The sequence below is a fragment of the Pseudoduganella sp. GW821-FHT12E03 genome, assembly GCF_058807115.1.
Genome location: NZ_JBXAQJ010000010.1, coordinates 290,539 through 312,462, shown reverse-complemented (window position 1 = coordinate 312,462; position 21,924 = coordinate 290,539). Strand labels below are relative to the sequence as shown.

The following is a 21,924-nucleotide window of genomic DNA, read 5'->3' as shown; positions in this document are numbered from 1 at the left end:
TCGTGGTGAATACAATACGGGCCGCGTGGATGCGGCCCTCTGGTAACGCTGAACTGCTGTACTTAAGCTTAACTGTTGCTTATTGCTTGACCGTCGCCAGCTTGGCTTCCAGCGATTTCAAATCAATCGCGCCCGGCACGCGGCTGCCATCGACGAAGAAGATATTCGGGGTGCCGTTGATGCGCAATTTCTGGCCCAGCGCCAGCACTTCATCGTTCGGCGTGTTGCAGCTTGCCGGCGCGGCCGACGGCACCTTGTTCGACAACATCCAGTCATCCCATGCCTTGTTGCGATCCGCCGCGCACCAGATGTTTTTCGACTTGGTGAACGAGTCCGGCGACAGGATGTTGTACATGAAGGTGTAGATCGTGATGTTGTCCACTTCCTTCAGCGTGTTCTGGCGGAAGCGCTTGCAATAGCCGCAGTTCGGATCTTCGAAAATCGCGATGACGCGCTTGCCGTTGCCCTTGACGGTCTTCAGCGCCATTTCCAGCGGCAGGTCGGAGAACTTGATCTTGTTGAGTTCATCGATGCGTTCCTGCGTCACATTGGCCTGGGTTTTCAGGTTGATGATCTGCCCCATGAACAGGTACGTGCCGGTCTTGTCGGTGTAATGCACGTCGCCGCCGATGCGCACTTCATACAGGCCGCCATACGGGGTTTCCTTGACACCGTCGACTTTCACGCCATTGCCCAGGCGCGGTTCGATGTTCTTCTTGATGGTGGCTTCGACTGAGGTCTCGGCGCCGACACAGGCCGCCACCAGGGCCGATGCGACTAATACTGCGGTCTTGCTGAGTTTCATGGGTTCTCCGGTTTACAGCTTTTTACAGCTTACCTAGGGCGTGGGAAATCAGCCGGCGTTTCAATACCGGCAATTTGTCCAACAAGTTTAATCCTAAATTACGTGCCACGCGTACCGGCTCGAAGCCAATACCAAACAGGCGTTCCAGGCCATCGGTGGCCAGTTGCATCAACAGCACATCTTCCTTGCGCGCGCGCGCATAGCGGGCCAGCACACGTTCATCGCCGATCCCCCGGTGCGGTTCGCGTTCACCAAGGATACGCACCAGGTCGGACACATCGCCAAAGCCCAGGTTCATGCCGTGCCCGGCCAGCGGGTGCACCACGTGGGCCGCATCGCCCACCAGCGCCACGCGGTTGGCCACCATTGAATGGGGGCGCATCAGGCGCAGCGGGAAGGCGCGCACCAGTTCCGGCTGCACCGGCGTCAGTTTGCCCAGCTTGTCGTGCGCATACTGGGACAGGCGCTCGGCCAGCACCGATGCCGGCTTGCCGGCCAGCGATTCGGCCAGCATCTCGGGCGCCGACCACACCAGCGACACCATATTGCCCGGCAGCGGCAACAGCGCCACGATCCCTTCGTCGCCCGTGAACCACTGGTGCGCCACACCGTGGTGCGGGTGCTGGCAATGGAAGTTGGTGACAATGGCGCGCTGGCCATATGAACGGTAATCCATGCCGATATCGCACTGGCCGCGCACCCACGATTCCGCGCCATCCGCGCCAATCACGAGTTCCGCTTCAATGGCGGAACCGTCGGCCAGCACCACGCTGGCGGTGTCCAGCCCGCAGTGCAGCTCGGCCGCCTGGCCCGTCACCTGGGTGACGTTGCTGGCAAACCGCAGCGCCGCATCGAGGGCCTGGTTCAGGTTACTGTCTTCAACGATCCATGCCAAGGTGCCGGTATGGGCGCCAAAGGCGTCGAAATTCAGGCCGCCCGCCTGGGCGCCATCGCCAAACACCTGCATCGCATCGACCGGCGCCACGCGGGCCGCATCGAGCGCGCCCCACACTTTCAGGGACGTCAGCAAGTGGTATGCCGTGTGGTTCAGTGCATAGACGCGCACGTCCCAGTTGCCATTGGCGGCTGGCGGCGGGGTGGAAGCCGGCGGACTGAGCAGGGTGACGCTCTGCCCGGCCTGGGCGAATCCGAGCGCCGCCGCCTTGGCGACCGCGCCATTGCCGACGATGCAAATGCCGCTGCGCTGACGCCGGGTGGAGGTGGAGGGATTATTCATCCCGGCATTATATAGGCGGCCACCCCGCGCGCGGGCAGAGGGCCTGCGCTACGGTCGGGATTGTGTCTTTAGCGGGGCCTGGCGTAGCAATCCCGCCTCAATCCTGCATGCGTCCCTGCCCCCAAGGACAATTGACAGTCCCATCACCCCGCCTATAGATTGGCCGGCACCATCCACTCCATTACGGTGCCGCCCATGAAAAAACTGCTGCTTGCAGCCCTGCTGTCCGCCGCCTCCCTGGCCCACGCGGGCGCCCTGCCCCTGCGCGAACAGGCCCGCGTCATCGATGAACTGACGGCCGAGCGCTTTGACACGGTGCTGCCCGGGCTGATGCAGCAAAGCGGGATCGACATGTGGATCATCGTCTCGCGTGAATACAATGAAGACCCGGTGCTGAAAACCATGCTGCCGGCGGAATGGATGAGCGCGCGCCGCCGCACCATCCTGGTGTTCGTGCGGGATGCCGCCAGCGGCAAGGTCGACAAGCTGGCCATTGCCCGCTATGGCGTGGGCAGCGCGATCAAGGCCGCCTGGGACATGGCGCGCCATCCCAACCAGTGGGACGCGCTGGCGGAACTGGTCCGGACCCGCAAACCGGCGCGGATCGGCATTAACACCTCCGTTGACTTCGCCCATGCGGACGGGCTGGACCACACGGAATACACGGAACTGCTGCAAAAGCTGCCGGCCGAGTACAGGAACAAGCTGGTTTCGGCGGAAAAACTGGCAGTGGGCTGGTTGGAGACGCGCACCGCGCGCGAAATGCAAATCTACCCGCAGCTGGTCAATGAAACGCACAAGATCATCGCGCAAGGCTTTTCCGGGCAAGTGATCACGCCCGGCCTGACCAGCACGGAAGACGTGGAATGGTGGTTCCGCCAGAAAATCCGCGACGAAGGCTACGACACCTGGTTCCATCCCACCGTCTCGATCCAGCGCGCCGACACGCAGGCATTCGACCACCTGGCCAGCTTTTCCGGCCGCCCGAAGAACAACATCATCCAGCCCGGCGACCTGCTGCACGTGGACATCGGCATCACCTACCTGCGCCTGAACACGGACGTGCAACAGCATGCGTATGTGCTGCACCCCGGCGAGACCGCCGCGCCGGCCGGCCTGCTGGCCGCGTTCGCCAAAGCCAACCGTCTGCAAGACATCCTCACCGGCCAGTTCCGCACCGGCCGCAGCGGCAACGCCATGCTGGCCGCCGCGCTGGCGCAGGCCAAACAGGAAGGCATCGCGCCCGTGATTTATTCACATCCGATCGGCTACCACGGCCATGCGGCAGGACCGGCCATCGGCATGTGGGACATGCAAGGCGGCGTGCCCGGCAGCGGCGACGCCGCAGTGCATCCCGCCACCGCATACTCAATCGAGCTCAATGCGGAGTCCGCAGTGCCGGAATGGAAAAAAACAGTGCGCATCATGCTGGAGGAAGACGGCTATTACGGCGCCGACGGCTTCCGCTACATCAGCGGCCGCCAGCAGACGCCGCACCTGATTCCCCGCCCAGCCGAAAAATAGTCCTTGTATCTTTCTAAAAGGTCGCTATAATAGCGGTCTCTTGGCCTGGTAGCTCAGTTGGTAGAGCAGAGGATTGAAAATCCTTGTGTCGGTGGTTCGATTCCGCCCCGGGCCACCAAGAATTCAGAAAACGCCACCTCCGGGTGGCGTTTTTGTTTTCCCGTTTCCCTTCCCTTCCCCGCCAGATCAACCACAGCAGGTCTGCAGTAAAGCAACACCGGCTAGCCAAGTGGAAGTCGACATGCGGAATCAACGCATGCTACAGTTGGTCGATATCTTTCCAATACCCAATTTCCCAGGCCGATACGATGCGGGCAATCATCAAAGGGTTGTGGTGGGGCTGGCTGCTGACGCTGCTATGGGGATCTTGCGGGATGGCGTGGGCCGCGCCAACGCTCGATGAATCGCTGGCCGGCCTGCGCGACGACGCGCGCTTCGTGCCGGACAAGGCGCTGGTCCGTTTACAACAGCTGGAGCCGGCCGCGCGGGCGGCGCCCGTGCCGACCAAAGCTGAATTTCTGTGGCTGCTCGGTTTCACACGCTTGAAACTGGGGCAAAAAGACGCCGCCATGCAGTTGGCCGAGGAGTTGCTGGCCTACGGCCGCGCACAAAACCATCCGGCGGCGCTGGCCAAAGGCATGCTGGCCAAAGCCTATGTCCTCAAAACCGCGGGCGACGGCAAGGCGGCCCATGAATTGATGTTCGAGGCGGAGAAGGTCGCCAATGGCAGCGACGATATGGCGCTGCGCGTGCTGGTGGCGGTCAGGTCCGGCCAGGCCCATGCCGAAAGGGGCAATTTCCCGGTGGCCTTGCAAAAGCTGCAGTCGGCCGTCGACCAGGCCCGCGCGCTGCCGGATTTGCTGTCCCTGGCGGTGGCGCTCGATGCGCTGGCCTTGCTGCATGACCAGACCGGGGAGTCTGACAAGGGGGTGGTGGTCCACGAAGAATCGATACGGGTCGCTGAAAAGCTTAATTCTCCGGGTCGCATGGTCATCGCCAAGGGGCAGACTGAATATATCCTGGCCCACAAATTGGGGCAGCCGAAACGGGCGCGCGCCGCACTGCTGGCCGCGCTCGAGATTGCCCGGAAAATGGAGGCCAAATCACTGATTGCCCCGGTGCTGGTCAATCTGTCCGACGGTTATCTGAAGGAACACGATTACGCGCGCGTCATCCCCTATGCCAACGATTCGCTTGCGCTGGCCATGGAAATCGGCGATGAGTCGATGGCGGCGACGGCGCGCAGCAATCTCGGCCAGGCGTATGTGGGCCTGGGCCGGCTGGCCGAGGGCAAGAAATACATCGATCAATGCCTGGCCTATTACGAGAAGAGCGACAGTAAGCCGGCCCAGCAAGCGGTATTACTGGAATTCGGCCAGTCGCTCGAGCGCGCCGGCGATTTTCAGGGCGCCATCGCCGCCTACCACCGGGAACGCAAGCTGACTGCCGAGCTGTTCGAGCAAGGACGCCGCAAGGCCGTGCTGGAATTGCAGGAAAAATACGAGTCGGAGAAAAAGCAGGGCCAGATCGATCACCTGCGCCAGGAATTCCAGGCAAAATCCGCCGAACTGGCATTGCGCACGCAACAGCAGCGGCTGTGGTGGATGCTGCTGGCCGTCGCCGTGGCGGCCTCCGCCACCATCGGCTGGCTGTACTGGCATGTGCGGCGCGCGCGCGACGCGGCGGAAAACGCGACCCGCATGAAGTCGGCCTTCCTGGCCAACATGTCGCACGAAATTCGTACCCCGATGAACGCCATCATCGGCATGAGCCACCTGGCGCTGAAGACCGACCTGAGCGAACGCCAGCGCGACTACCTGTTAAAGGTGCAGCAATCCGGCCAGCATTTGCTGGGGGTGATCAACGATATCCTGGATTTTTCCAAGATCGAGGCGGGCAAGCTGGAAATCGAGCAGACCGAATTCAGCCTGGAAGACATGTTGGGCGGCGTGGCCAACCTGGTCGCGCACAAAGCCGGCGCCAAGGGCCTGGAATTGATTTTTGATGTGGCGCGCGATGTGCCGGGGCATCTGGTGGGCGATGCGCTGCGCTTGTCGCAGGTATTAATCAATTACGCCAACAACGCGGTCAAATTTACGGAACGGGGCGAAGTTGGCATCGAAGTGCGGGTACGCGAACGGGACGAGCGCGGCGCCCTGCTGTATTTCGCCGTGCGCGACACCGGCATCGGGCTGGAGCGGGAACAAATCGATCAATTGTTCCAGGGTTTTCAGCAAGCGGACGTGTCGATCACGCGCCGTTACGGCGGCACGGGACTGGGCCTGGCCATTTCCAAAAAACTGGCCAGGCTGATGGGCGGTACGGTGGGCGTGGACAGTACGCCCGGCAAGGGTTCGACCTTTTGGTTCACCGCCAGGCTGGGGCTGGCCAATAGCGCGCCGCGCGCCCTGCTGCCGCAACCGGACCTGCGCGGCCGCCGCGTGCTGGTGGTGGACGACTGCGGGCAGGCCCGGACCGTGTTGCAGGACATGTTGGCCGGCATGAGCTTCCGTGCCGACGTGGCAGCCGATGGCCTGGCCGCCCTCGCGGCGCTGCAAACAGCATCGGCGGCGGACGACCCTTACGCGGTGGCGCTGCTGGACTGGCAAATGCCGGGCATGGACGGCATCGCGCTGGCGCGCCGGGTGCGGGAATTGGCGCTGCCCGCGCCGCCGCAACTGGCGCTGTTGACCGCATTCAGCCGCGAAGATGTGGGCGCGCTGGCCGCGCAGGCTGGTATCGGCACCGTGCTGTACAAGCCGGTGGGGCCGTCGCTGCTGTTCGACACCTTGATTGAATTGCTTGGCGGCGAGCCCCGCCGGTTTGACCCCGTGACGGCCGGCGCGGCGCTGCCGCCGCCGACGCTGGCAGTCATTGAAGGCGCGCGCGTGTTGCTGGTGGAAGATAACGCGCTCAATCAGCAAGTCGCCTGCGAATTGCTGGAGGACGCGGGCTTGCTGGTGGACACGGCGGATAACGGTGAAATCGCGCTCGAAATGGCCGCCGCGCAAGCCTACGACCTGGTGTTGATGGACATGCAAATGCCCGTCATGGATGGGCTGGAGGCAACGCGGTTAATCCATGACAACCCGACGCTGGCACAACTGCCGGTGGTGGCGATGACGGCGAACGCCATGGAAACGGACCGCGCACGCTGCCTGGCGGCCGGCATGGTCGATTTCATCGCCAAGCCGATCGAGCCGGACCTGTTGTTCGCGGCGCTGTTGCGCTGGATCCCCGCCAACGGCGACCGCGCCGCCCGTGCACAGGCGGAACGCGGGCGCACCCGGCGCGCCCGCGCGCAGGCCCCGGACGACTTGCCGGACGCCATTGACGGACTGGACATGGCGGCCGGCCTGCGCCGCGTGCTGGGCAAGCGCGCCAGCTACCGGGCCATGTTGCGCGGTTTTGCCGACAGCGAGGCGGCCACGGCCAGGAGCATCGCCGACGCGCTCACGCGCGGCGATCGGCAAGATGCCGAACGGCGCGCGCACACGCTGCGCGGATTGGCCGGCAATATCGGCGCCTCGGCATTGCAGGCGCTGGCGGAGGAACTTGAGCAGGCGCTGCGCCATGGCGCGGATGGCGCCGCTACCGCGCTGCCCCCGTTGCAAAGTGAGCTGGATCGGCTGGTGGCGGCCATCGACATGGCGCTGCCAGCGTCGGCAATGGCGCCGGCCGCCCAAGTCGATCCCGCCCAGCTGAAGGCGGTGTGCCGTCAACTGGCGGACTTGTTCGCCAACGACGATGGGCACGCGGAGCGGGTACTGGCCGAATATGCCCCCATGCTGAAGACCGCGTTCGCTGCCCGCTACAGCGCGCTGGCCGATGCGGTGGGGCAGTTCGATAGCGAACGGGCGGCGACCGAACTGGCCTCTGCGCTGGAAGAGTGGCAAGACAACCGGAGCGGCAGCCATGCACAGTAACAGCCTCCAACTCCCCTGCCAATCCACCGTGCTGGTGGTGGACGACACGCCGCAAAACCTGGCCCTGATGCGCGATTTGCTGGATCAGGACTACACGGTGAAACTGGCGCCCAGCGGCGCGCGGGCCTTAAAGATCGCCACAGCCACGCCGCCGCCCGATTTGATCTTGCTCGACATCATGATGCCGGACATGGATGGCTACGAGGTGTGCCGGCGATTGAAGGCCGACCCGGCTACCCGCGACATTCCGATTATTTTCCTGACCGCGCGCAGCGAAGCGGAAGATGAGCAGCAAGGTTTCGACCTGGGTGCGGTCGATTACATCACCAAGCCGGTTTGTCCGCCCGTGGTGCAGTCGCGCGTGCGCTGCCAGTTGATGCTGAAGGCGGCCGCCGACGTGCTGCGCGATCAAAAGACGATGCTGGAAACGGAAGTGGCGCGGCGCACCGAGCAGCTGCGCGAGTTACAGGACGTGACCATCATCACCATGGCGTCGCTGGCGGAGACCCGCGACAACGAAACCGGCAACCACATTTTGCGCACGCAATACTATGTGAAAGCGCTGGCCGAGCATTTACGCGGCCATCCGCGCTTCGCCGCGTTTTTGACGCCGGAGCATATCGACTTGCTGTTCAAGTCGGCGCCGCTGCACGACATCGGTAAAGTCGGCATCCCGGACCGCATCCTACTCAAGCCGGGCCGCTTCGAGCCGCACGAGATGGAGATCATGAAAACCCATACCACGCTGGGGCGCGACACCATCGTCGCGGCCGAGCGGCGGCTGGGGCGCACGGTGCCGTTTTTTGTGTTCGCCAAGGAAATCGCCTATTCGCACCAGGAAAAATGGGATGGCAGCGGCTATCCGCAGGGATTGGCGGGCGAGGCGATTCCCATTTCCGCCCGGTTGATGGCGGTGGCGGACGTGTATGACGCCTTGATTTGCCGCCGGGTGTATAAAGCCGGCATGCCGCACGAACAGGCGCGCGCCATCATGCTGGAAGGAAAGGGACGGCATTTCGATCCGGATATCGTGGACGCGTTTCTCGCGCTGGAAGACGTTTTTCAAGCCATCGCGGCGCGCTATGCCGATACCGACGAGGATTTGGCGCAGGCGGACCGTCCCGCGTGACAAGCCCTTCAGCCCAGCCCCACCTCTTCCAGCGCCGGCGGCGCCCCCACCCGGTATTTCACGGTATTGACCATGGAGTCGGCCAATAGCGCCAAAATGCACTGATTGTTGTACCCGTACAACCCGCATGCATCATCGTTGCCACGGATTAATCCTGTGACTATAGTGAACGACACAGCAAGAACTCGTTCAGCACCCTCCTGCCCCGGGCGCATGCCCTCGTTCCATTCGCACCATTGCGGAAGGAAATCACATGGCACACAGAATCCCATTCAAGGCTGCCCAGTTGGCGGTACTGCAGGCGCTGGCCACCTGCGTCGGCGCACAGGAAGTACATGACAGCGGGCAGGTGGTGACGATCTTCGGCGCCGGCCAGACGCGCCAGGTACAAAACATCACGCGCGACGATCTGGCCAAGGTATTACCCGGAACCAACCCATTGAAGGCGCTGGAAAAACTGCCGGGTGTGCATTTTGAATCGGCAGATCCCTTTGGCACCTACGAATGGTCAACCACGTTCGGCATGCGTGGTTTCGCGCAAAACCAGATGGGCTATACGCTCGATGGCGTGCCGCTGGGGGACATGGGCTACGCCAACAGCAGCGGCCTGCATATCAGTCGCGCCATCGCGGCCGAGAATATCGGGCGCGTGACTGTGTCGCAAGGCGCCGGCGCCGTCGGCACGGCGTCGGTGAGCAATCTTGGCGGCACCGTGCAGTTTTTTTCCGCGGAGCCAAACGACGTGTTCGGCATCAGTGGCGCGCAAACGATCGGCAGCAGCCATACCTATCGCACCTTCGCCCGGCTCGATTCAGGCGTGATGGGGAGCGGGACCAAGGTCACTGCCAGCGTGGTACGCCAGCGCGCCGACAAATGGAAAGGCGATCATGGCCGGCAAGACCTGGACCAGTTCAACGCCAGGCTGGTCCACCACGCTGGCGCCTACCTGTTCAGCGCCTTCTACAACTTTTCCGACCGCGATGAAACCGACTACCAGGACATGTCGCTGGAAATGACGCCGCGGCTTGGCTGGGATTGGGACAACTATGCGCCCGACTGGCAACGCGCCGTCAACGCCGCCAGGGGAAACTTCAGCGGCGCCGTCACCACGCTGGACGACGCCTACTACCTCGGGCGAGGTTTGCGCCGCGACACGCTCACCGGCGCCAGGCTGGAATCCCGGGTCAGCGCGGCGTTGACGCTCCAGGGCACCGTCTATCATCACTCCAACCAGGGCCAGGGGCATTGGTACACGCCATACACGCCAACTTCGGCCAGCCATCCGATCTCGATCCGCACCTCGGAATATGGCATCAGCCGTAATGGCGGTGTCTTCAACGTCCTGTGGGATGCCGGGGACCATGCCATCGACGCGGGCGTCTGGATCGAGCGCAACAATCACGTGTTGACGCGTAACTTCTATGCCGCCGACGGCACCGAGGACTCGGACCGCTTCCTGAGTAATCCCCTCAGCACTGGCTTCATCCAGGTATTCGCGACCAGGACCCGCCAATTTCACCTGCAGGATACGATCACGCTGCAGGGCGGCGCGCTGAACGTCAATCTTGGCGTCAAGTCGCCCAAGGTGGCCATTGATACCGTGGCGCCGGTCGGCACCCGCGCGGCCGGTTCGCTCACGTCGTCCAAGTCTTTCCTGCCGCAGGCTGGCTTGCAGTACGACATCGACAAGAATCGGGAAGTGTTTGTGTCACTGGCCAACAATATGCGCGCCTTCAATCCCGGTGCGGGCGGCCCGTTCTCACAGAATCAGGCGGCGTTCAATGTGAGCGCGCCAGTGCTCAAGCCTGAGACATCGACCTCGTTTGACCTTGGCTACCGCTTCCAGCATGGCGCCATCGCCGGTTCGGTCGCTGCCTACGCCGTGCGCTTCAAGGACCGCCTGGCCACGGTGGCGAACTGCAGCGGCATCCTGGGCTGCCCCTCCACGTTCGTCAATGTCGGCAAGGTCAATACCAATGGCGTCGAGACCGCCGCAGCCTGGACGCTGGCGCCACACTGGACCTGGTTCAACGCCCTCACCTATAGCGACTCGAAGTACAAGTCGGACTATGTGGACGGCACCACCCTGGTCGGCACCAAGGGCAAGCAGGTCGTCGACGCACCCAAGTCCATGTTAACCAGCGAGTTGTCTTTCGACGACGGCCGCTGGTCCGCGCGCGCCCTGGGCAAGTTCACCAGCAAACGCTACTACACGTTCCTGAACGATGCCCATGTACCGGCGTACTGGGTCTTGAACTTGTCGGCGGGATATCACGCGAAATCATTCGGCGGGTTCAAGGATGTGACGCTACAGATCAGCGCCACCAATGTGCTGGGCAAACGCTACTACAGTACGGTCGGCACCAATGGCTTCCTTGCCGCCGATCCCGGCGGCACTTTCCAGACCTTGCTGGTGGGGGCGCCGCGACTATGGTTCGTGACGCTCAGTGCCAAGATCTGAGCAGCTTGCCTTACCGCTCCGCCCGTAAATTGCGGTCAGCCTGTCCCCAGCTTCGTTCCAGTTCACCATTGACAGCCCGGGCCTCCGCCGCCCTGCCCTGCGCCGCCAGCGCTTTATTCAACCCCTGCAACGCCCAGCCACTGGCCGGATGCGCCGCCAGGTCCGCGCGATAAGTGCGCTCCGCGTCGGCATGGCGTTTCAACTGCATTTGCATCGCGCCCAAACGGTGGCGCGGGGCGCTGGCCAGCATCGGCGGTTCCATCATGTCATCGGCATCGACCGCGGCGGAAATCGCCTGCGCCTGCAACGCCAGCGCCGCGTCGTCCTGCTGCGCCGCCAGCGCGATTTCCGCGCGCAGTTGCAACTGCGCCGTGCCGGTCAGGCTGCGCACCGCCTTATGACTGCGATCCTGCGTGGCGAATTTCTTCAGCAAGGGCTCGGCCGCCCTCTCCAGGCGGGCCAGGGATGCCCTGGCGTCATCGATGCGGCCGTTACGGGCCAGCGCGATGCCACGCGCCATTTCTCCCATCACTGTCGCCATTCCACGTTCGCCATGGGGCATCGGTTCACTCAACAGCGCATCCCAGCGCTGCAAGCGCAGCAGGGTCAGCATCGGTATGCTGCGCACGTATTCGCCGAATTCATGGTCGCCCTTGCTGCGCCCGGCCAGCGTGCGCGCAGTTTCCAGCGCCAGTTCCGAGCGCCCTTCCATCAGCGCGGCATACCACTGGAAGTGCAAGTTATGGCCGCGCCAATCTTTGGTGTACGCAAAGTTCTGGCGTTTTAATTCCTGCTCCAGGGCGGCATCGGCCGCCACCGCCAACTGGTTGGCGCGGGTCGCATCGGCATAGCGGCCCAGCAAACCAAAGGTGTGCGACGGCATGTGCAGCAAATGGGGCGATTTCGGCGCCAGCACGCCGAGGCGGTCGGCGGCCGCTTCCGCGCGGCGCGCCACCGGCAAGGCATCGACCGCATGAATCATGAAGTGATTCAGGCCCACGTGCGTAGGGTGCTGTTCCAGTGCGGCCTGGATCTGGTCGGCCAGTTCGCCAATGCGGCCGGCCGGCTTGCCGGTGACAGGGTCCCACCAGGTTTCATGGGTGGCCACCATTTCCGCTTCGGCATAGATCGACAGCACATCGGGATCGCCGGGGTAGCGCCGCGCCAGTTCGCGCATGCGGTCGGCATAGGCGATGTCCAGCGGATCGGCCCGGTCACCACCGGCGCCACCGCACAGTTCCGCCGTCAACGGCGCAGTTTCGCGCGCCGTGCTGCTGTGGGCGTAGCGCAGCGCCAGCGATGCAATCAACGCCTGGTCGCGCGCCGATGCGCCATCGCTGTGCCGCAGCGCATAGTCAACGTAACGCTTTGCTTCGGCCAGGTCGCCCCGCTTGGGACGGTTGATGTCCGGCCCCAACTGGTACGCGACGCCCCACGCGCACAGGCCGCAGTCCGGGTCTTGCGCCAGGGCGGCCTTGAAGGCGCGGATCGCTTCGGCGTTATTGAATGCATAAACTTGCGCCATGCCTTGCGCAAACAGCGTGCGCGCGGCATCGTTGGCGCGGGCAGGCTGTAAGGTGCTGGCGCCGAAGCCATCGATGACGGGGGCGGCCGCCTTGCTGTCGATCTGCAAAGGCGCCAGGCTGCACGCACCGATCAGCGATAGGGACAGGGCGACGGCGGTCAGGCGGCGGGTACGGCAAGCAAGGCGAAGGCGCATCGTAACATCCTGATGAAAGAGCAATTTCGCCATGATGCCACAGTCTCCGCATTTAATTATCAAATTCTTAACAAGCTAAAGGTCCGTTTTACAGGTCCCGTCTTACGATCAAATGAAGTTGGCCGGATGCGCCTCGAACAGGCGCTTGTGGGCTTCCATGCAGAAATAATAGCTTCGCTTGCGGTAAGTGGCGGACGCCGAGGACGCCTTGTCCACGTCCATCTCACAGACCGGGCAAAGCGGATGCTGGTCGGTTGATTTACGCGCCTTGGCATAGATGCTGTTGGATTGCGGGTCCAGCCAGCCCTGGCCCTGGTATTCCATGACGTAGGCCGTGTTGCTTGCCACGGCACGGCCGAAGTAACGCTCCACCACGCGCAGGGCCAGGTCAATGCCGGAGGACAGTCCGCCGGCGGTGGCGATGTTCCCCTCTTCGACAAAACGCGCACCGCGCTTGAGCGCAACGCCGGGGAACTTCATGGCGAATTCCTTGAACGCGCCGTGGTGGGTGGTGGCCGACTTCCCGGCCAGCAGTCCGGCATGGGCCAGGATAAAGGCGCCGGTGCAGACCGACATGGTCAGGTCCGCATTGCGCGCCGCGGCACGGAGCCAGTCCAGCACCGCGGGATCGCCCACGGTTTGGGCCGGGACAACGATCACCTTGGGCGCCGGCGCATTGGCGATGGTGTAGTTCGGCACGATTTTCATGCCCCCGTATGCCGTGATCGGCGCCTCCGTCGCTGCCACGGTGTACAGCTGGAATACCGGCCCTTCCGGCCGTCCCGGTATGCTGACGTTGGCGAATACTTCCCAAGGGCCGCCGAAATCGATGACAACGGCGTTATCGGACAGCAGGAAAGCCACCGGGATGCTGTCCGCCGCCGGCGGCTTCAATGGCGCCGCCGGCGCGCCTGCGGCCGGCGCCTTGGCGTGGGCCGGCGCCGGCAGTATGGCGCCCAGGCCCATTGCGGTGGAAATGTGGAACAGGTCTCGTCGTTTCATGGTCTCGCCTCGATGGATGGGAAAGGCTGGTAGTTTCCCATCGCCCTCCACGGTTGCGCGATGCGGCTTGCTGCAGCCGGCTGTGGTTTCGCTGCAAAGCATCGCCCGCCGCGGCGAATTCCCCTATCATTGCGGCCATGACCGCGTTCGCCCCCTTCTTCGCCTGGCTGGCACTGGCCTTGTTCGACGCCACCCAGACGGTGGTGTCGATGCAGGCCATGGGTATGCAACACGCATGGTGGACGCTGTTCTTCGTCACCATGGCTTCCTGGGCCGTATGGGCCTGTGCAACGCCACTTGCGCTGGCACTGCTACGGCGCTTTCCCCTGCCCTCGCGCGCGGCGCGCAACTGGGCGGTGCATGTGCTGGCCGGCCTGGCAATCGGCGCGGCATGGACCGCCTGGGCCGCCACGCTGGAACATGCGACCAATCCTTTCGCCTATCCCAAAGGCCCCGATCCCTTCATACCTCTGTGGAAGGCCAAGTTCATCGGCAACCTGGTCGGCGACGTGATCCTGTATGGCGCGATCACGGCACTGAGCGTCACGTTCGCCACGCGCGAGCGCCTGTCGCAGCAGCGCGAATTGCTGGCGCAGGCGCAACTGGCCGCGCTGCGGCTGCAGCTTGAACCGCATTTCATCTTCAATGCGCTCAATGCAGTCACCGGTTTAATCCGCGAAAAGAGGGACAATGAGGCGATCACCACCATCGCGGCGCTTGGCGATTTGCTGCGCCGTGTAACGGACCGCTCGGATCGCCAGTTGGTAACGCTGGAGAGCGAAGCCGATTTCCTGCGCAAATACCTGGAAATCCAGCAAGTGCGCTTCGCCGAGCGCCTGCGCTGGCAATTCGATATCCCCATCGGGATGGCAGGCGCACTGGTACCCGACCTGGTCCTGCAACCGCTGGTGGAAAACGCCATCAAACACGGCATCGCCAGGCGCGCCAGGGGTGGCATGCTGCACGTAACGGCCGCGCGCGAAGGCGATGTACTGACGCTGTCGGTCAGCAACGACGGCCCGGCACTGGCGCCGGACCGGAAGGACGGCGTGGGCTTGTCCAACACGCGCCAGCGCCTGCAGGCGCTGTATGGCGGGCGGCAGTCGCTGGCGCTACACGACACGGCGCAAGGCGTGCAGGCCACCCTCACCCTGCCCTACCGGGAGCAATGATGCTGCGCGCGCTGATCGTCGACGACGAACCGCTGGCACGCAGCAATGTCGCCCTGCTGCTGGCGCGCGACCAGGCAGTTACCGTGGTCGGCCAGTGCGGCTCGGCGGAAGAGGCGCTGGCCGCGCTGCCGGCGGCCCGGCCCGACCTGGTCTTCCTCGATGTTGAAATGCCGGAATGCGACGGCTTTGAGCTGCTGGACCGCCTCGGCACCGCGCCACCGTTTGTCATCGTCTTCGTCACCGCCCATCACCAGTTCGCCCTGCGCGCATTCGAAGTTGGCGCGCTCGACTACCTGCTCAAACCCTTCGATGACCAGCGCTTCGAGCGCGTACTGGAACGGGTGAAAGAGCGGCTGCGGCTGCCCGGCGAAACGCGCCGCTTCATCATCAGGAACGGCAATATGCTGGACGTGGTGAAGTTCGCCGAGATTGACTGGGTCGAAGCCAGCGACTACTACGCCACTCTGCATGCGGGTGGCCGCGCGCACATGTTGCGCCGCAGCCTGTCCGAACTGGAGGGCGAATTGGCGCCGCATGGTTTCCAGCGCATCCACCGCTCCGCCATCGTCAACCTCGAACGCGTGCGGTCGCTGGAACTGCGTGAAGACGGCGAATACGAGGTCGTGCTGCAATCGGCGCAGCGCCTGCGCATAAGCCGTAGTTACCGCAAGGCAGTACTGGATACCTTGTCGCCAAAATAAACCTGAGGCAAGCGGTCAATGGAGGCGTAAGATACCTGCTCGGTAGTGACTTTGTCGCGGAGGCCGCCATGGCACGCATGACCCGTTTCACCGCTACACTCCTGCTGCTGGCCGCCTGGCTGGCAACGCCCGCCGCGTTTGCCGGCAAATCTTACCAATATTTTGCCGTCGGCGACCCCACCAATGTCGACATGGCCAGGCCGGTCTATCCCACGCTGGCGCTGATGGGGGGTGGACCGGACGTGGACGCGGCGTTTGCCTGGATGATCGGGAAGTCCGGCGGCGGCAATTTCGTCGTGATCCGCAGCCGCGGCACGGATGCCTACAACCCTTACATTTTCGCGATGGGCGGCGTGCAGTCGGTGGAAACCATCGTCATCCCCAGCCGCGCGGCGGCCAACGATCCATTTGTCCTGCAGCGCATCCGCAGTGCGGAAGCCCTGTTCATCGGCGGCGGCGACCAGTCCGACTACATCAATTTCTGGCAGGGCACACCGGTGCAGACGGCATTGCAGGAACTGGCCGGACGCAATATCCCGATCGGCGGCACCAGTGCCGGCATAGCCCTGTTGGGCAAGTTCGGTTTTTCCGCCCTGAACGGCGGCATCACCTCGCCCGAGGCGCTGGCCAATCCTTTCGACAAGCGCGTGACCCTGGCGCGCGATTTCATCACCCTGCCGGTTATGGCCGGCGTCATCACCGATCCCCATCTTGAGGCGCGCGACCGCATGGGCCGCCTGATCACCTTCATGGCGCGCATCGTCAACGATGGCTGGGCGGGCCTGGCGCGCGGGATCGGGGTGGACGTGGAAACCGCTCTGCTGATCGAAGGCAACCAGGCGCGGAAGGAAGGCCAGGGTTCCGTCTATTTCCTGCAAACGATCGGCCAGCCGCAAGTCTGCAAACCACGCACGCCGCTCACTTACCGCAACATCGACACCCAGCGCCTGTCCGGCAGCGGTTATTTCGACTTGGGCAACTGGGCTGGTTATGGTGGCGCCACGATGCGTTATTCCATCTCGGCGGACAAGGGTGTGCTCAGCTCAAGCCAGGCGAACGGCGCGATTTACTAGTGTCGCGTTGCACGATTGGGCCAGGCGCTGTTCAGCCCTGGTCCACCTCTTTCAACGCCAGCAGCGCCATCGCATGCGCCCCCTGGTACGACTTGGCTGACGCGATAAACCGGCCGTTATGGCAAAACCCCGCATCCGGCACACCGGTCACGGCCGCCAGCTCCGCATCGCGCAAGCCGGCCCACGCCTCGGGCAAGTCGGCCCGCGCATCGAAACTCTCGGTGTTCAGCGGGACGGTGTGCAGCATGTACCGCTGCTCGGCAATGCTGTGGCTGATGACAAACAGCACCTTCGGCATTTCCTTGCGGACCAGTTGGCTCCAGGGCAGCGCGCCATTCTCCAGGAACAGCAATCTACCGCCCTCCAGCACCTGCGCTTTGCGCACCTGCTCCACCGCCAGCATTGCACCAACCCGGTATTTCACGGCATTGACCATGCTGTCGGCCAACACCGCCATCGCGCGCCGGAATTGCGCCATCCGGTACGTGTCCACCGCCTCGCCATAACCCAGCCGTTGCTCGTCACGCCAGTTCGTGTTGTAACCCGAGACCACGGCGGACAGGCCATAACTGCCTGGCGCACTTTTCGCGACACCCACATCCGACAAGTCCAGGTATTGCACGATATCGGCATCGATGGCATAGGCTATTTCGCGCGCCTTATCCTCCGGCAACTGGTACCCCGCATGCTCGGCGGCCAGGATGCCGACGCAGCGCGCGCCATATTCCCGCCACACCAATCCCGCGCTGGCATAGGGCACGCCGGATTGCCTTGCCCCGTCAAACCCCTTTTGGTGGTGATCGAAGCGGCCGGTGGCCGGCTCCCAGACGCCGCCGACATCGACGGCAAAGTCCGCCGCTTCAATCACGGCAGCGTCGCGCGTCCGGATGATGTCGCATCCGGGAAAGACAATATTCAATACCGCGACCGCCCACGCGTCGTCCGCGTGGAATTTGCCGCTATGTGTCACGATGACCATGGAATTCCTATCCTGATAAGACAGGCTCGATCATACCGGCATTGACGCCACCGGCGCACGTTAATCCAACGGATCGCCATTGCATCGGATGCGCTGGCAACTGCAGGGACTGGCCGGCGGCATTGCAGAGCAACAGATTCAGCCGCCATCGCATTAGCGCAAGCATAATTTAAAAATAAATTCCCTATTATTTTGTCGCACCGCAATGAAGATCCTTTAATATATTTCCATATATTATTAAATGTCACAAAAACCGCCTCAAAACTGATATAGAACAAAATTAAGATGATTTACCAGAGTAGTATTCCGCACTGTGCTAATGACGCATTGCAGCAATTAATCGTCTTTTCACATTTTGCGACAGGGAAAATAATTGATGGGAATCAGTTTTTTTACCTGATCAGCACATTTTGTTTTAATCAAATTTCTATGAGGTATTTATGTATCCCTATTCCAAATCTGTTGCTCCTGCTGTCCGCACCCATTTAGAAGCGCAAACCGCATTTCTGAATGACGTATCAAAATCGTTCTTCCATTCGTTCCAGCAACTGAACAACCTGAACCTGCAACTGGCGCAAACGCTGCTGGAAGAAGCCACCATTGCCACTCAACAACTGCTGACGGCCGACCAGCATACCGACGTGATCAGTGCTGCCGCCTCCCGCGCCCAGCCTTCGGCCGACAAGTTGCGCGCCTACCAGCAGCACCTGTCGCGCTTGGCTGCGGAGACGCAGGTCGAGCTGTCCCGTGTAACCGAAGAGCACGTACAGGAAACCGCGCAGACTGCCAAGGCCTTGGCGGAAGAAGTCGCCCGTACCACGGTGGAAGAGACTGAACGCAACATCCTGAAACAGGAAGAATCGATCCGCCAGTTCAGCGATCCATTCACCAAGGGCGGCGGCAAACGCGGCAACTCCAGCACGGTCGTACGTGGCAGCGCCAGTGTGCAAAGCAGCTCGAGCGGCAACGCCCAGGGCGGCTCGGCAGGCAGCAGCCAAGGCTCCGGCAAACCGGCCTGACCGGCGTCTGAACTGGCTCGTCAACGGTAATAGCCCGGCCAGGTAGACGCACAAGTCGTGCCCCCCATCCAGCCCGCCGCGTTTCCGCGCAGCGGGTTTTTTATTATGGAATGGCCGGCACCTGTCGGCCGGCTGCCTATACTGGAAAAAGCGCCTTCGCGCTCGCAATACCCCGCAAAGGAAAATATATTATGACGCGCAAATTTATTGATTGCCGGGAATTCCCCAGCGACGTCCATTGTTCGGTTGCGATCTCCGCCGACAACGAGGACGAGTTATTACAAATTGCGGTAGAGCATGCGGTCTCGGTCCATCACCATAGCGATACACCCGAGCTTCGCAAGCAATTGCTGCAATTATTCAAGGACGGCATGCCGCCCGAATATCGTCCATCCCGATAAAGCGCGCACTTGCGCATTTTCGCGCGGCATCCCCCAGCCTTGAGCGACAACCGATATCGAATTTGATATGTCACGTTAATAAATTTTCATTGGACCGTTATCGCATCTCGACTTACTGTCGAACCCCGACTTCCCAATGAAAATACAATAATGAAGAGACTACTCCCCGCGCTGTGCCTGGCCGCCAGCGCACAGTTCTGCCTGGCCGCGCCCTCCTCCACCGCACCGGTCCAGCTGACCATCGATGCGGCCCAGGTCAAGGGACCGATGACGCCGATCTGGGCCTGGTTCGGCTACGACGAACCCAATTACACCACCGCCCCCAACGGCAAGAAGCTGCTCGGCGAGATCGCCGCCCTGAGCCCGGTCCCGGTGTACGTGCGCGCGCACAACCTGATGACGTCCGGCGACGGCAGCTACGCGCTGAAATGGGGTTCGACCGGCATGTACAGCGAGGACAAGGATGGCAAGCCGGTATACAACTGGACCATCGTCGACCAGATCTTCGATACGTATGTGGAACGCAAGATGAAGCCGCTGGCGCAGATCGGCTTCATGCCGCAGGCGCTGTCGCAGCGCCCGCAACCCTACCAGCATCAATGGAAACCCGGCACGCCATACCAGGACATCATGACTGGCTGGGCCACGCCGCCCAACGATTACGACAAGTGGGCCGAGCTGATCTACCAATGGGTCAAACACTGCGTGGCGCGCTACGGCCAGCAGGAAGTCGAGAGCTGGTACTGGGAAGTCTGGAATGAACCGGACGGCCATTACCTGATCGCGGCAGACCCCAAACAGGAATACTTCAAGATGTATGACTATGCCGCCGACGCCGTCAAGCGCGCGCTGCCGACCGCGCGCATGGGCGGACCGCACACGGCGGGGGCGGGACGCTTTATGGATGATTTCCTGAAGCACGCTTTGCACGGCAAGAATTTTGCGACCGGCAAGACCGGCTCGCCGCTCGATTTCGTGGCGTTCCACGCCAAGGGTGCGCCCAAGGTCGTCAACGGCAAGGTGCAAATGGGTATGAATACGCATTTCAAGCGGCTCGACGAGGGCTTCGCGCTGGTGGAGAAATACCCGGAACTCAAAGGTGTCCCGGTCATCATCGGCGAATCCGATCCGGAAGGCTGCGCCGCCTGCGGCATGCAGACCAATCCGGAAAACGCTTACCGCAATGGCACCCTGTACTCCAGCTATACGGCGGCCTCGATCGCACGCGAATTCGACCTGGCCGGCAAGCGCGGCGTCAACCTGATCGGCGCGGTGAACTGGTCGTTCGAGTTCGAGGACCAGCCCTGGTTTGCCGGGTTCCGCGACCTGGCGACCAACGGCGTCAACAAGCCGGTGCTGAACGTGTTCCGCATGTTCGGCATGATGCATGGCGACCGGGTGGCGGTGGGCGGCAACCAGGCGTATGACGCGGCCCGCATCATGGCCGAAGGCGTGCGCGGCGCGCGCAACGACATCAATGCGCTTGCCACACGGGGCCAGCACAGCATTGCCGTGATGGTCTGGAATTACCATGACGACGACGTCATCGACGCCGGTTCGCCGGTGGAATTGCAAATCGCCGGCATTCCCGCCAAACAGGTGCAGGTGCGCCACTACCGGGTCGACCAGGACACCAGCAATTCTTACAGCGCGTGGAAACGCATGGGCTCGCCGGCCAACCCGAACGCCGCGCAAATCGCCACGCTGCAGCAAGCCAGCGAACTGGCCCAACTGGGCGCGGCGGAGCCGCTGAAAACACCCGACGGCAAGGCGACGATCCGCATGCAGTTGCCGCGTCAGGCGGTGTCGCTGATCACGCTCAGCTATTAGCAACTTAGAAAGGATTAGGGGTTGAGGTCCATAGCGCGTACACTGGTCTGACAAGTCGATGAGGAGTGCATGATGCAGAATGTCACCTGGTTCCTGGGCTGGAAGATCATCCTGCGGTGCGCGCAGTTCAACTGCCAGGATAAACCGCAGTTTGCGTCGACCGCGATCCTGAAGCATTTACCCCCGCCTTCGGATCACATCGGCATTGAGTTGCTGCATCCTACGATCCGCTCCATTGTCTTTCCCGTGGAAGCGTTCGGCACGCCGGCGGAAGCCAACGGGGATGCGTTGCAACAAGCCAAGCGTCAAATCCTGGAATTGAACGCGGCGGCGAATTGATGAACCCGCCGCTTCCGAAAGTATTTTGTGCGTCGCACAAAATACTGTGTTACACTTCGTTTTGTTGTGAGGTTCTCGAGTGCCTCACTGCTGTAGCACCAGTTACATTGGTCACAGGTTGGCACCTCGCAGATAGCAAGGGTCAACAGCTTCGCACCATGCAGATAGCATGGGCTGGGCCGCGATTGAAAGCATTGGCATTACATTGAAATGAAGCCCGCCTTATGCGGGCTTTTTTTTCGCTCCCCGACCAGGTGGTCCATGACCGCCTCCCAATCGCAGCCTGGCACGTTGCGGCCAACCAGCAGCAGCCTACAAGGACCCCCAATGGCCAAAGAAGAATTGATTGAAATGAATGGCATGGTCGCAGAAGTCTTACCGGACCAGCGCTTTCGCGTGGACCTGGACAACGGCCATAAACTGATCGCCTACGCGGCGGGCAAGATGAAAAAGAATTTCATCCGCATCCTCGCCGGCGATAAAGTCACGCTCGAACTGTCACCGTACGACCTGAGCAAGGGACGTATCGTGTTCCGTCATATTGAAAAACGCAGCCCCGGCAGCTCGCCGCCGCCGATGCGCCGCCGCTAATCAGCAAGGCCATTG

The 21,924-nt window shown here is 62.4% G+C and carries 17 protein-coding genes and 1 tRNA gene; 13 read left to right on the top strand and 5 right to left on the bottom strand.

Annotated elements, in window-relative coordinates; genetic code table 11:
* Positions 1-79: 79 nt before the first annotated feature.
* Together AC1RRC_RS25110 and AC1RRC_RS25105 are read right to left on the bottom strand one after the other, a co-directional pair.
* Positions 80-805, bottom strand: coding sequence for a DsbC family protein (locus AC1RRC_RS25110; protein ID WP_493058279.1), 726 nt, complete (start codon positions 803-805; stop codon positions 80-82).
* Between the two features lie 22 nt (positions 806-827).
* Positions 828-2,042: an FAD-dependent monooxygenase gene (locus AC1RRC_RS25105; protein ID WP_493058278.1), complete on the bottom strand. Its 1,215-nt coding sequence runs from the start codon at positions 2,040-2,042 to the stop codon at positions 828-830.
* Between the two features lie 195 nt (positions 2,043-2,237).
* Between AC1RRC_RS25105 and AC1RRC_RS25100 the strand changes: the two genes are divergently transcribed.
* The 5 genes from AC1RRC_RS25100 to AC1RRC_RS25080 all read left to right on the top strand — a co-directional run bounded on the left by AC1RRC_RS25100 (position 2,238) and on the right by AC1RRC_RS25080 (position 11,082).
* A complete protein-coding gene (locus AC1RRC_RS25100; RefSeq protein ID WP_493058277.1) occupies positions 2,238-3,566 on the top strand; it encodes a M24 family metallopeptidase in 1,329 nt (442 codons plus the stop codon).
* Between the two features lie 42 nt (positions 3,567-3,608).
* A tRNA-Phe gene (locus AC1RRC_RS25095) sits at positions 3,609-3,684 on the top strand.
* A gap of 190 nt (positions 3,685-3,874) precedes the next feature.
* Positions 3,875-7,492, top strand: a complete 3,618-nt coding sequence (locus tag AC1RRC_RS25090; protein WP_493058276.1) for a response regulator — start codon at positions 3,875-3,877, stop codon at positions 7,490-7,492.
* Positions 7,482-8,621: an HD domain-containing phosphohydrolase gene (locus tag AC1RRC_RS25085; protein ID WP_493058275.1), complete on the top strand. Its 1,140-nt coding sequence runs from the start codon at positions 7,482-7,484 to the stop codon at positions 8,619-8,621. Before AC1RRC_RS25090 ends, AC1RRC_RS25085 begins: the two co-directional genes overlap by 11 nt.
* Before the next feature lie 253 nt (positions 8,622-8,874).
* The gene (locus AC1RRC_RS25080; protein WP_493058274.1) at positions 8,875-11,082 is read left to right on the top strand and encodes a TonB-dependent receptor; all 2,208 of its coding nucleotides are present in this window, start codon (positions 8,875-8,877) and stop codon (positions 11,080-11,082) included.
* A gap of 10 nt (positions 11,083-11,092) precedes the next feature.
* Here AC1RRC_RS25080 and AC1RRC_RS25075 read toward each other — a convergent pair whose 3' ends face one another.
* Together AC1RRC_RS25075 and AC1RRC_RS25070 are read right to left on the bottom strand one after the other, a co-directional pair.
* Entirely contained in the window at positions 11,093-12,802 is a 1,710-nt protein-coding gene (locus AC1RRC_RS25075; protein ID WP_493058272.1) for a hypothetical protein, read from the bottom strand.
* A 108-nt stretch (positions 12,803-12,910) separates the two neighbouring features.
* Positions 12,911-13,804 (bottom strand): DJ-1/PfpI family protein, encoded by an 894-nt coding sequence (locus tag AC1RRC_RS25070; RefSeq protein WP_493058271.1) that lies wholly within the window; start codon positions 13,802-13,804, stop codon positions 12,911-12,913.
* Positions 13,805-13,941: 137 nt separating this feature from the next.
* On the opposite strand from AC1RRC_RS25070, the gene AC1RRC_RS25065 reads away from it, so the two are divergent.
* The 3 genes from AC1RRC_RS25065 (at position 13,942) to AC1RRC_RS25055 (ending at position 16,750) form a co-directional block, all read left to right on the top strand.
* On the top strand, positions 13,942-14,976 hold the full coding sequence (locus tag AC1RRC_RS25065; protein ID WP_493058270.1) for a sensor histidine kinase: 1,035 nt from the start codon (positions 13,942-13,944) through the stop codon (positions 14,974-14,976).
* Positions 14,973-15,677, top strand: a complete 705-nt coding sequence (locus tag AC1RRC_RS25060) for a LytR/AlgR family response regulator transcription factor (protein WP_493058269.1) — start codon at positions 14,973-14,975, stop codon at positions 15,675-15,677. The genes AC1RRC_RS25065 and AC1RRC_RS25060 overlap by 4 nt, the downstream gene beginning before the upstream one ends.
* Positions 15,678-15,745: 68 nt before the next feature.
* Positions 15,746-16,750: a cyanophycinase gene (locus AC1RRC_RS25055; RefSeq protein WP_493058268.1), complete on the top strand. Its 1,005-nt coding sequence runs from the start codon at positions 15,746-15,748 to the stop codon at positions 16,748-16,750.
* A gap of 31 nt (positions 16,751-16,781) precedes the next feature.
* Here AC1RRC_RS25055 and AC1RRC_RS25050 read toward each other — a convergent pair whose 3' ends face one another.
* Positions 16,782-17,729, bottom strand: a complete 948-nt coding sequence (locus AC1RRC_RS25050; RefSeq protein WP_493058267.1) for an MYG1 family protein — start codon at positions 17,727-17,729, stop codon at positions 16,782-16,784.
* A gap of 440 nt (positions 17,730-18,169) precedes the next feature.
* On the opposite strand from AC1RRC_RS25050, the gene AC1RRC_RS25045 reads away from it, so the two are divergent.
* The 5 genes from AC1RRC_RS25045 to infA all read left to right on the top strand — a co-directional run bounded on the left by AC1RRC_RS25045 (position 18,170) and on the right by infA (position 21,909).
* Positions 18,170-18,748, top strand: coding sequence for a phasin family protein (locus AC1RRC_RS25045; RefSeq protein ID WP_493058266.1), 579 nt, complete (start codon positions 18,170-18,172; stop codon positions 18,746-18,748).
* A gap of 191 nt (positions 18,749-18,939) precedes the next feature.
* Positions 18,940-19,149: a DUF1059 domain-containing protein gene (locus AC1RRC_RS25040; protein WP_493058265.1), complete on the top strand. Its 210-nt coding sequence runs from the start codon at positions 18,940-18,942 to the stop codon at positions 19,147-19,149.
* Between the two features lie 150 nt (positions 19,150-19,299).
* Positions 19,300-20,979, top strand: a complete 1,680-nt coding sequence (locus tag AC1RRC_RS25035) for a GH39 family glycosyl hydrolase (protein WP_493058264.1) — start codon at positions 19,300-19,302, stop codon at positions 20,977-20,979.
* Positions 20,980-21,048: 69 nt separating this feature from the next.
* Positions 21,049-21,318 carry a hypothetical protein gene (locus AC1RRC_RS25030; protein WP_493058263.1) on the top strand — a complete coding sequence of 90 codons (270 nt, stop codon included), beginning with the start codon at positions 21,049-21,051 and terminating at the stop codon, positions 21,316-21,318.
* A gap of 327 nt (positions 21,319-21,645) precedes the next feature.
* Positions 21,646-21,909, top strand: a complete 264-nt coding sequence (infA, locus tag AC1RRC_RS25025; protein WP_493058262.1) for a translation initiation factor IF-1 — start codon at positions 21,646-21,648, stop codon at positions 21,907-21,909.
* Positions 21,910-21,924 lie beyond the last annotated feature (15 nt).

Bases quoted from the DNA above. Each gene is read 5' to 3' on its own strand.
- AC1RRC_RS25110 (WP_493058279.1), bottom strand. From the start codon at position 805: ATGAAACTCAGCAAGACCGCAGTATTAGTCGCATCGGCCCTGGTGGCG.
- AC1RRC_RS25105 (WP_493058278.1), bottom strand. From the start codon at position 2,042: ATGAATAATCCCTCCACCTCCACCCGGCGTCAGCGCAGCGGCATTTGC.
- AC1RRC_RS25100 (WP_493058277.1), top strand. From the start codon at position 2,238: ATGAAAAAACTGCTGCTTGCAGCCCTGCTGTCCGCCGCCTCCCTGGCC.
- AC1RRC_RS25090 (WP_493058276.1), top strand. From the start codon at position 3,875: ATGCGGGCAATCATCAAAGGGTTGTGGTGGGGCTGGCTGCTGACGCTG.
- AC1RRC_RS25085 (WP_493058275.1), top strand. From the start codon at position 7,482: ATGCACAGTAACAGCCTCCAACTCCCCTGCCAATCCACCGTGCTGGTG.
- AC1RRC_RS25080 (WP_493058274.1), top strand. From the start codon at position 8,875: ATGGCACACAGAATCCCATTCAAGGCTGCCCAGTTGGCGGTACTGCAG.
- AC1RRC_RS25075 (WP_493058272.1), bottom strand. From the start codon at position 12,802: ATGCGCCTTCGCCTTGCTTGCCGTACCCGCCGCCTGACCGCCGTCGCC.
- AC1RRC_RS25070 (WP_493058271.1), bottom strand. From the start codon at position 13,804: ATGAAACGACGAGACCTGTTCCACATTTCCACCGCAATGGGCCTGGGC.
- AC1RRC_RS25065 (WP_493058270.1), top strand. From the start codon at position 13,942: ATGACCGCGTTCGCCCCCTTCTTCGCCTGGCTGGCACTGGCCTTGTTC.
- AC1RRC_RS25060 (WP_493058269.1), top strand. From the start codon at position 14,973: ATGATGCTGCGCGCGCTGATCGTCGACGACGAACCGCTGGCACGCAGC.
- AC1RRC_RS25055 (WP_493058268.1), top strand. From the start codon at position 15,746: ATGGCACGCATGACCCGTTTCACCGCTACACTCCTGCTGCTGGCCGCC.
- AC1RRC_RS25050 (WP_493058267.1), bottom strand. From the start codon at position 17,729: ATGGTCATCGTGACACATAGCGGCAAATTCCACGCGGACGACGCGTGG.
- AC1RRC_RS25045 (WP_493058266.1), top strand. From the start codon at position 18,170: ATGTATCCCTATTCCAAATCTGTTGCTCCTGCTGTCCGCACCCATTTA.
- AC1RRC_RS25040 (WP_493058265.1), top strand. From the start codon at position 18,940: ATGACGCGCAAATTTATTGATTGCCGGGAATTCCCCAGCGACGTCCAT.
- AC1RRC_RS25035 (WP_493058264.1), top strand. From the start codon at position 19,300: ATGAAGAGACTACTCCCCGCGCTGTGCCTGGCCGCCAGCGCACAGTTC.
- AC1RRC_RS25030 (WP_493058263.1), top strand. From the start codon at position 21,049: ATGATGCAGAATGTCACCTGGTTCCTGGGCTGGAAGATCATCCTGCGG.
- infA (WP_493058262.1), top strand. From the start codon at position 21,646: ATGGCCAAAGAAGAATTGATTGAAATGAATGGCATGGTCGCAGAAGTC.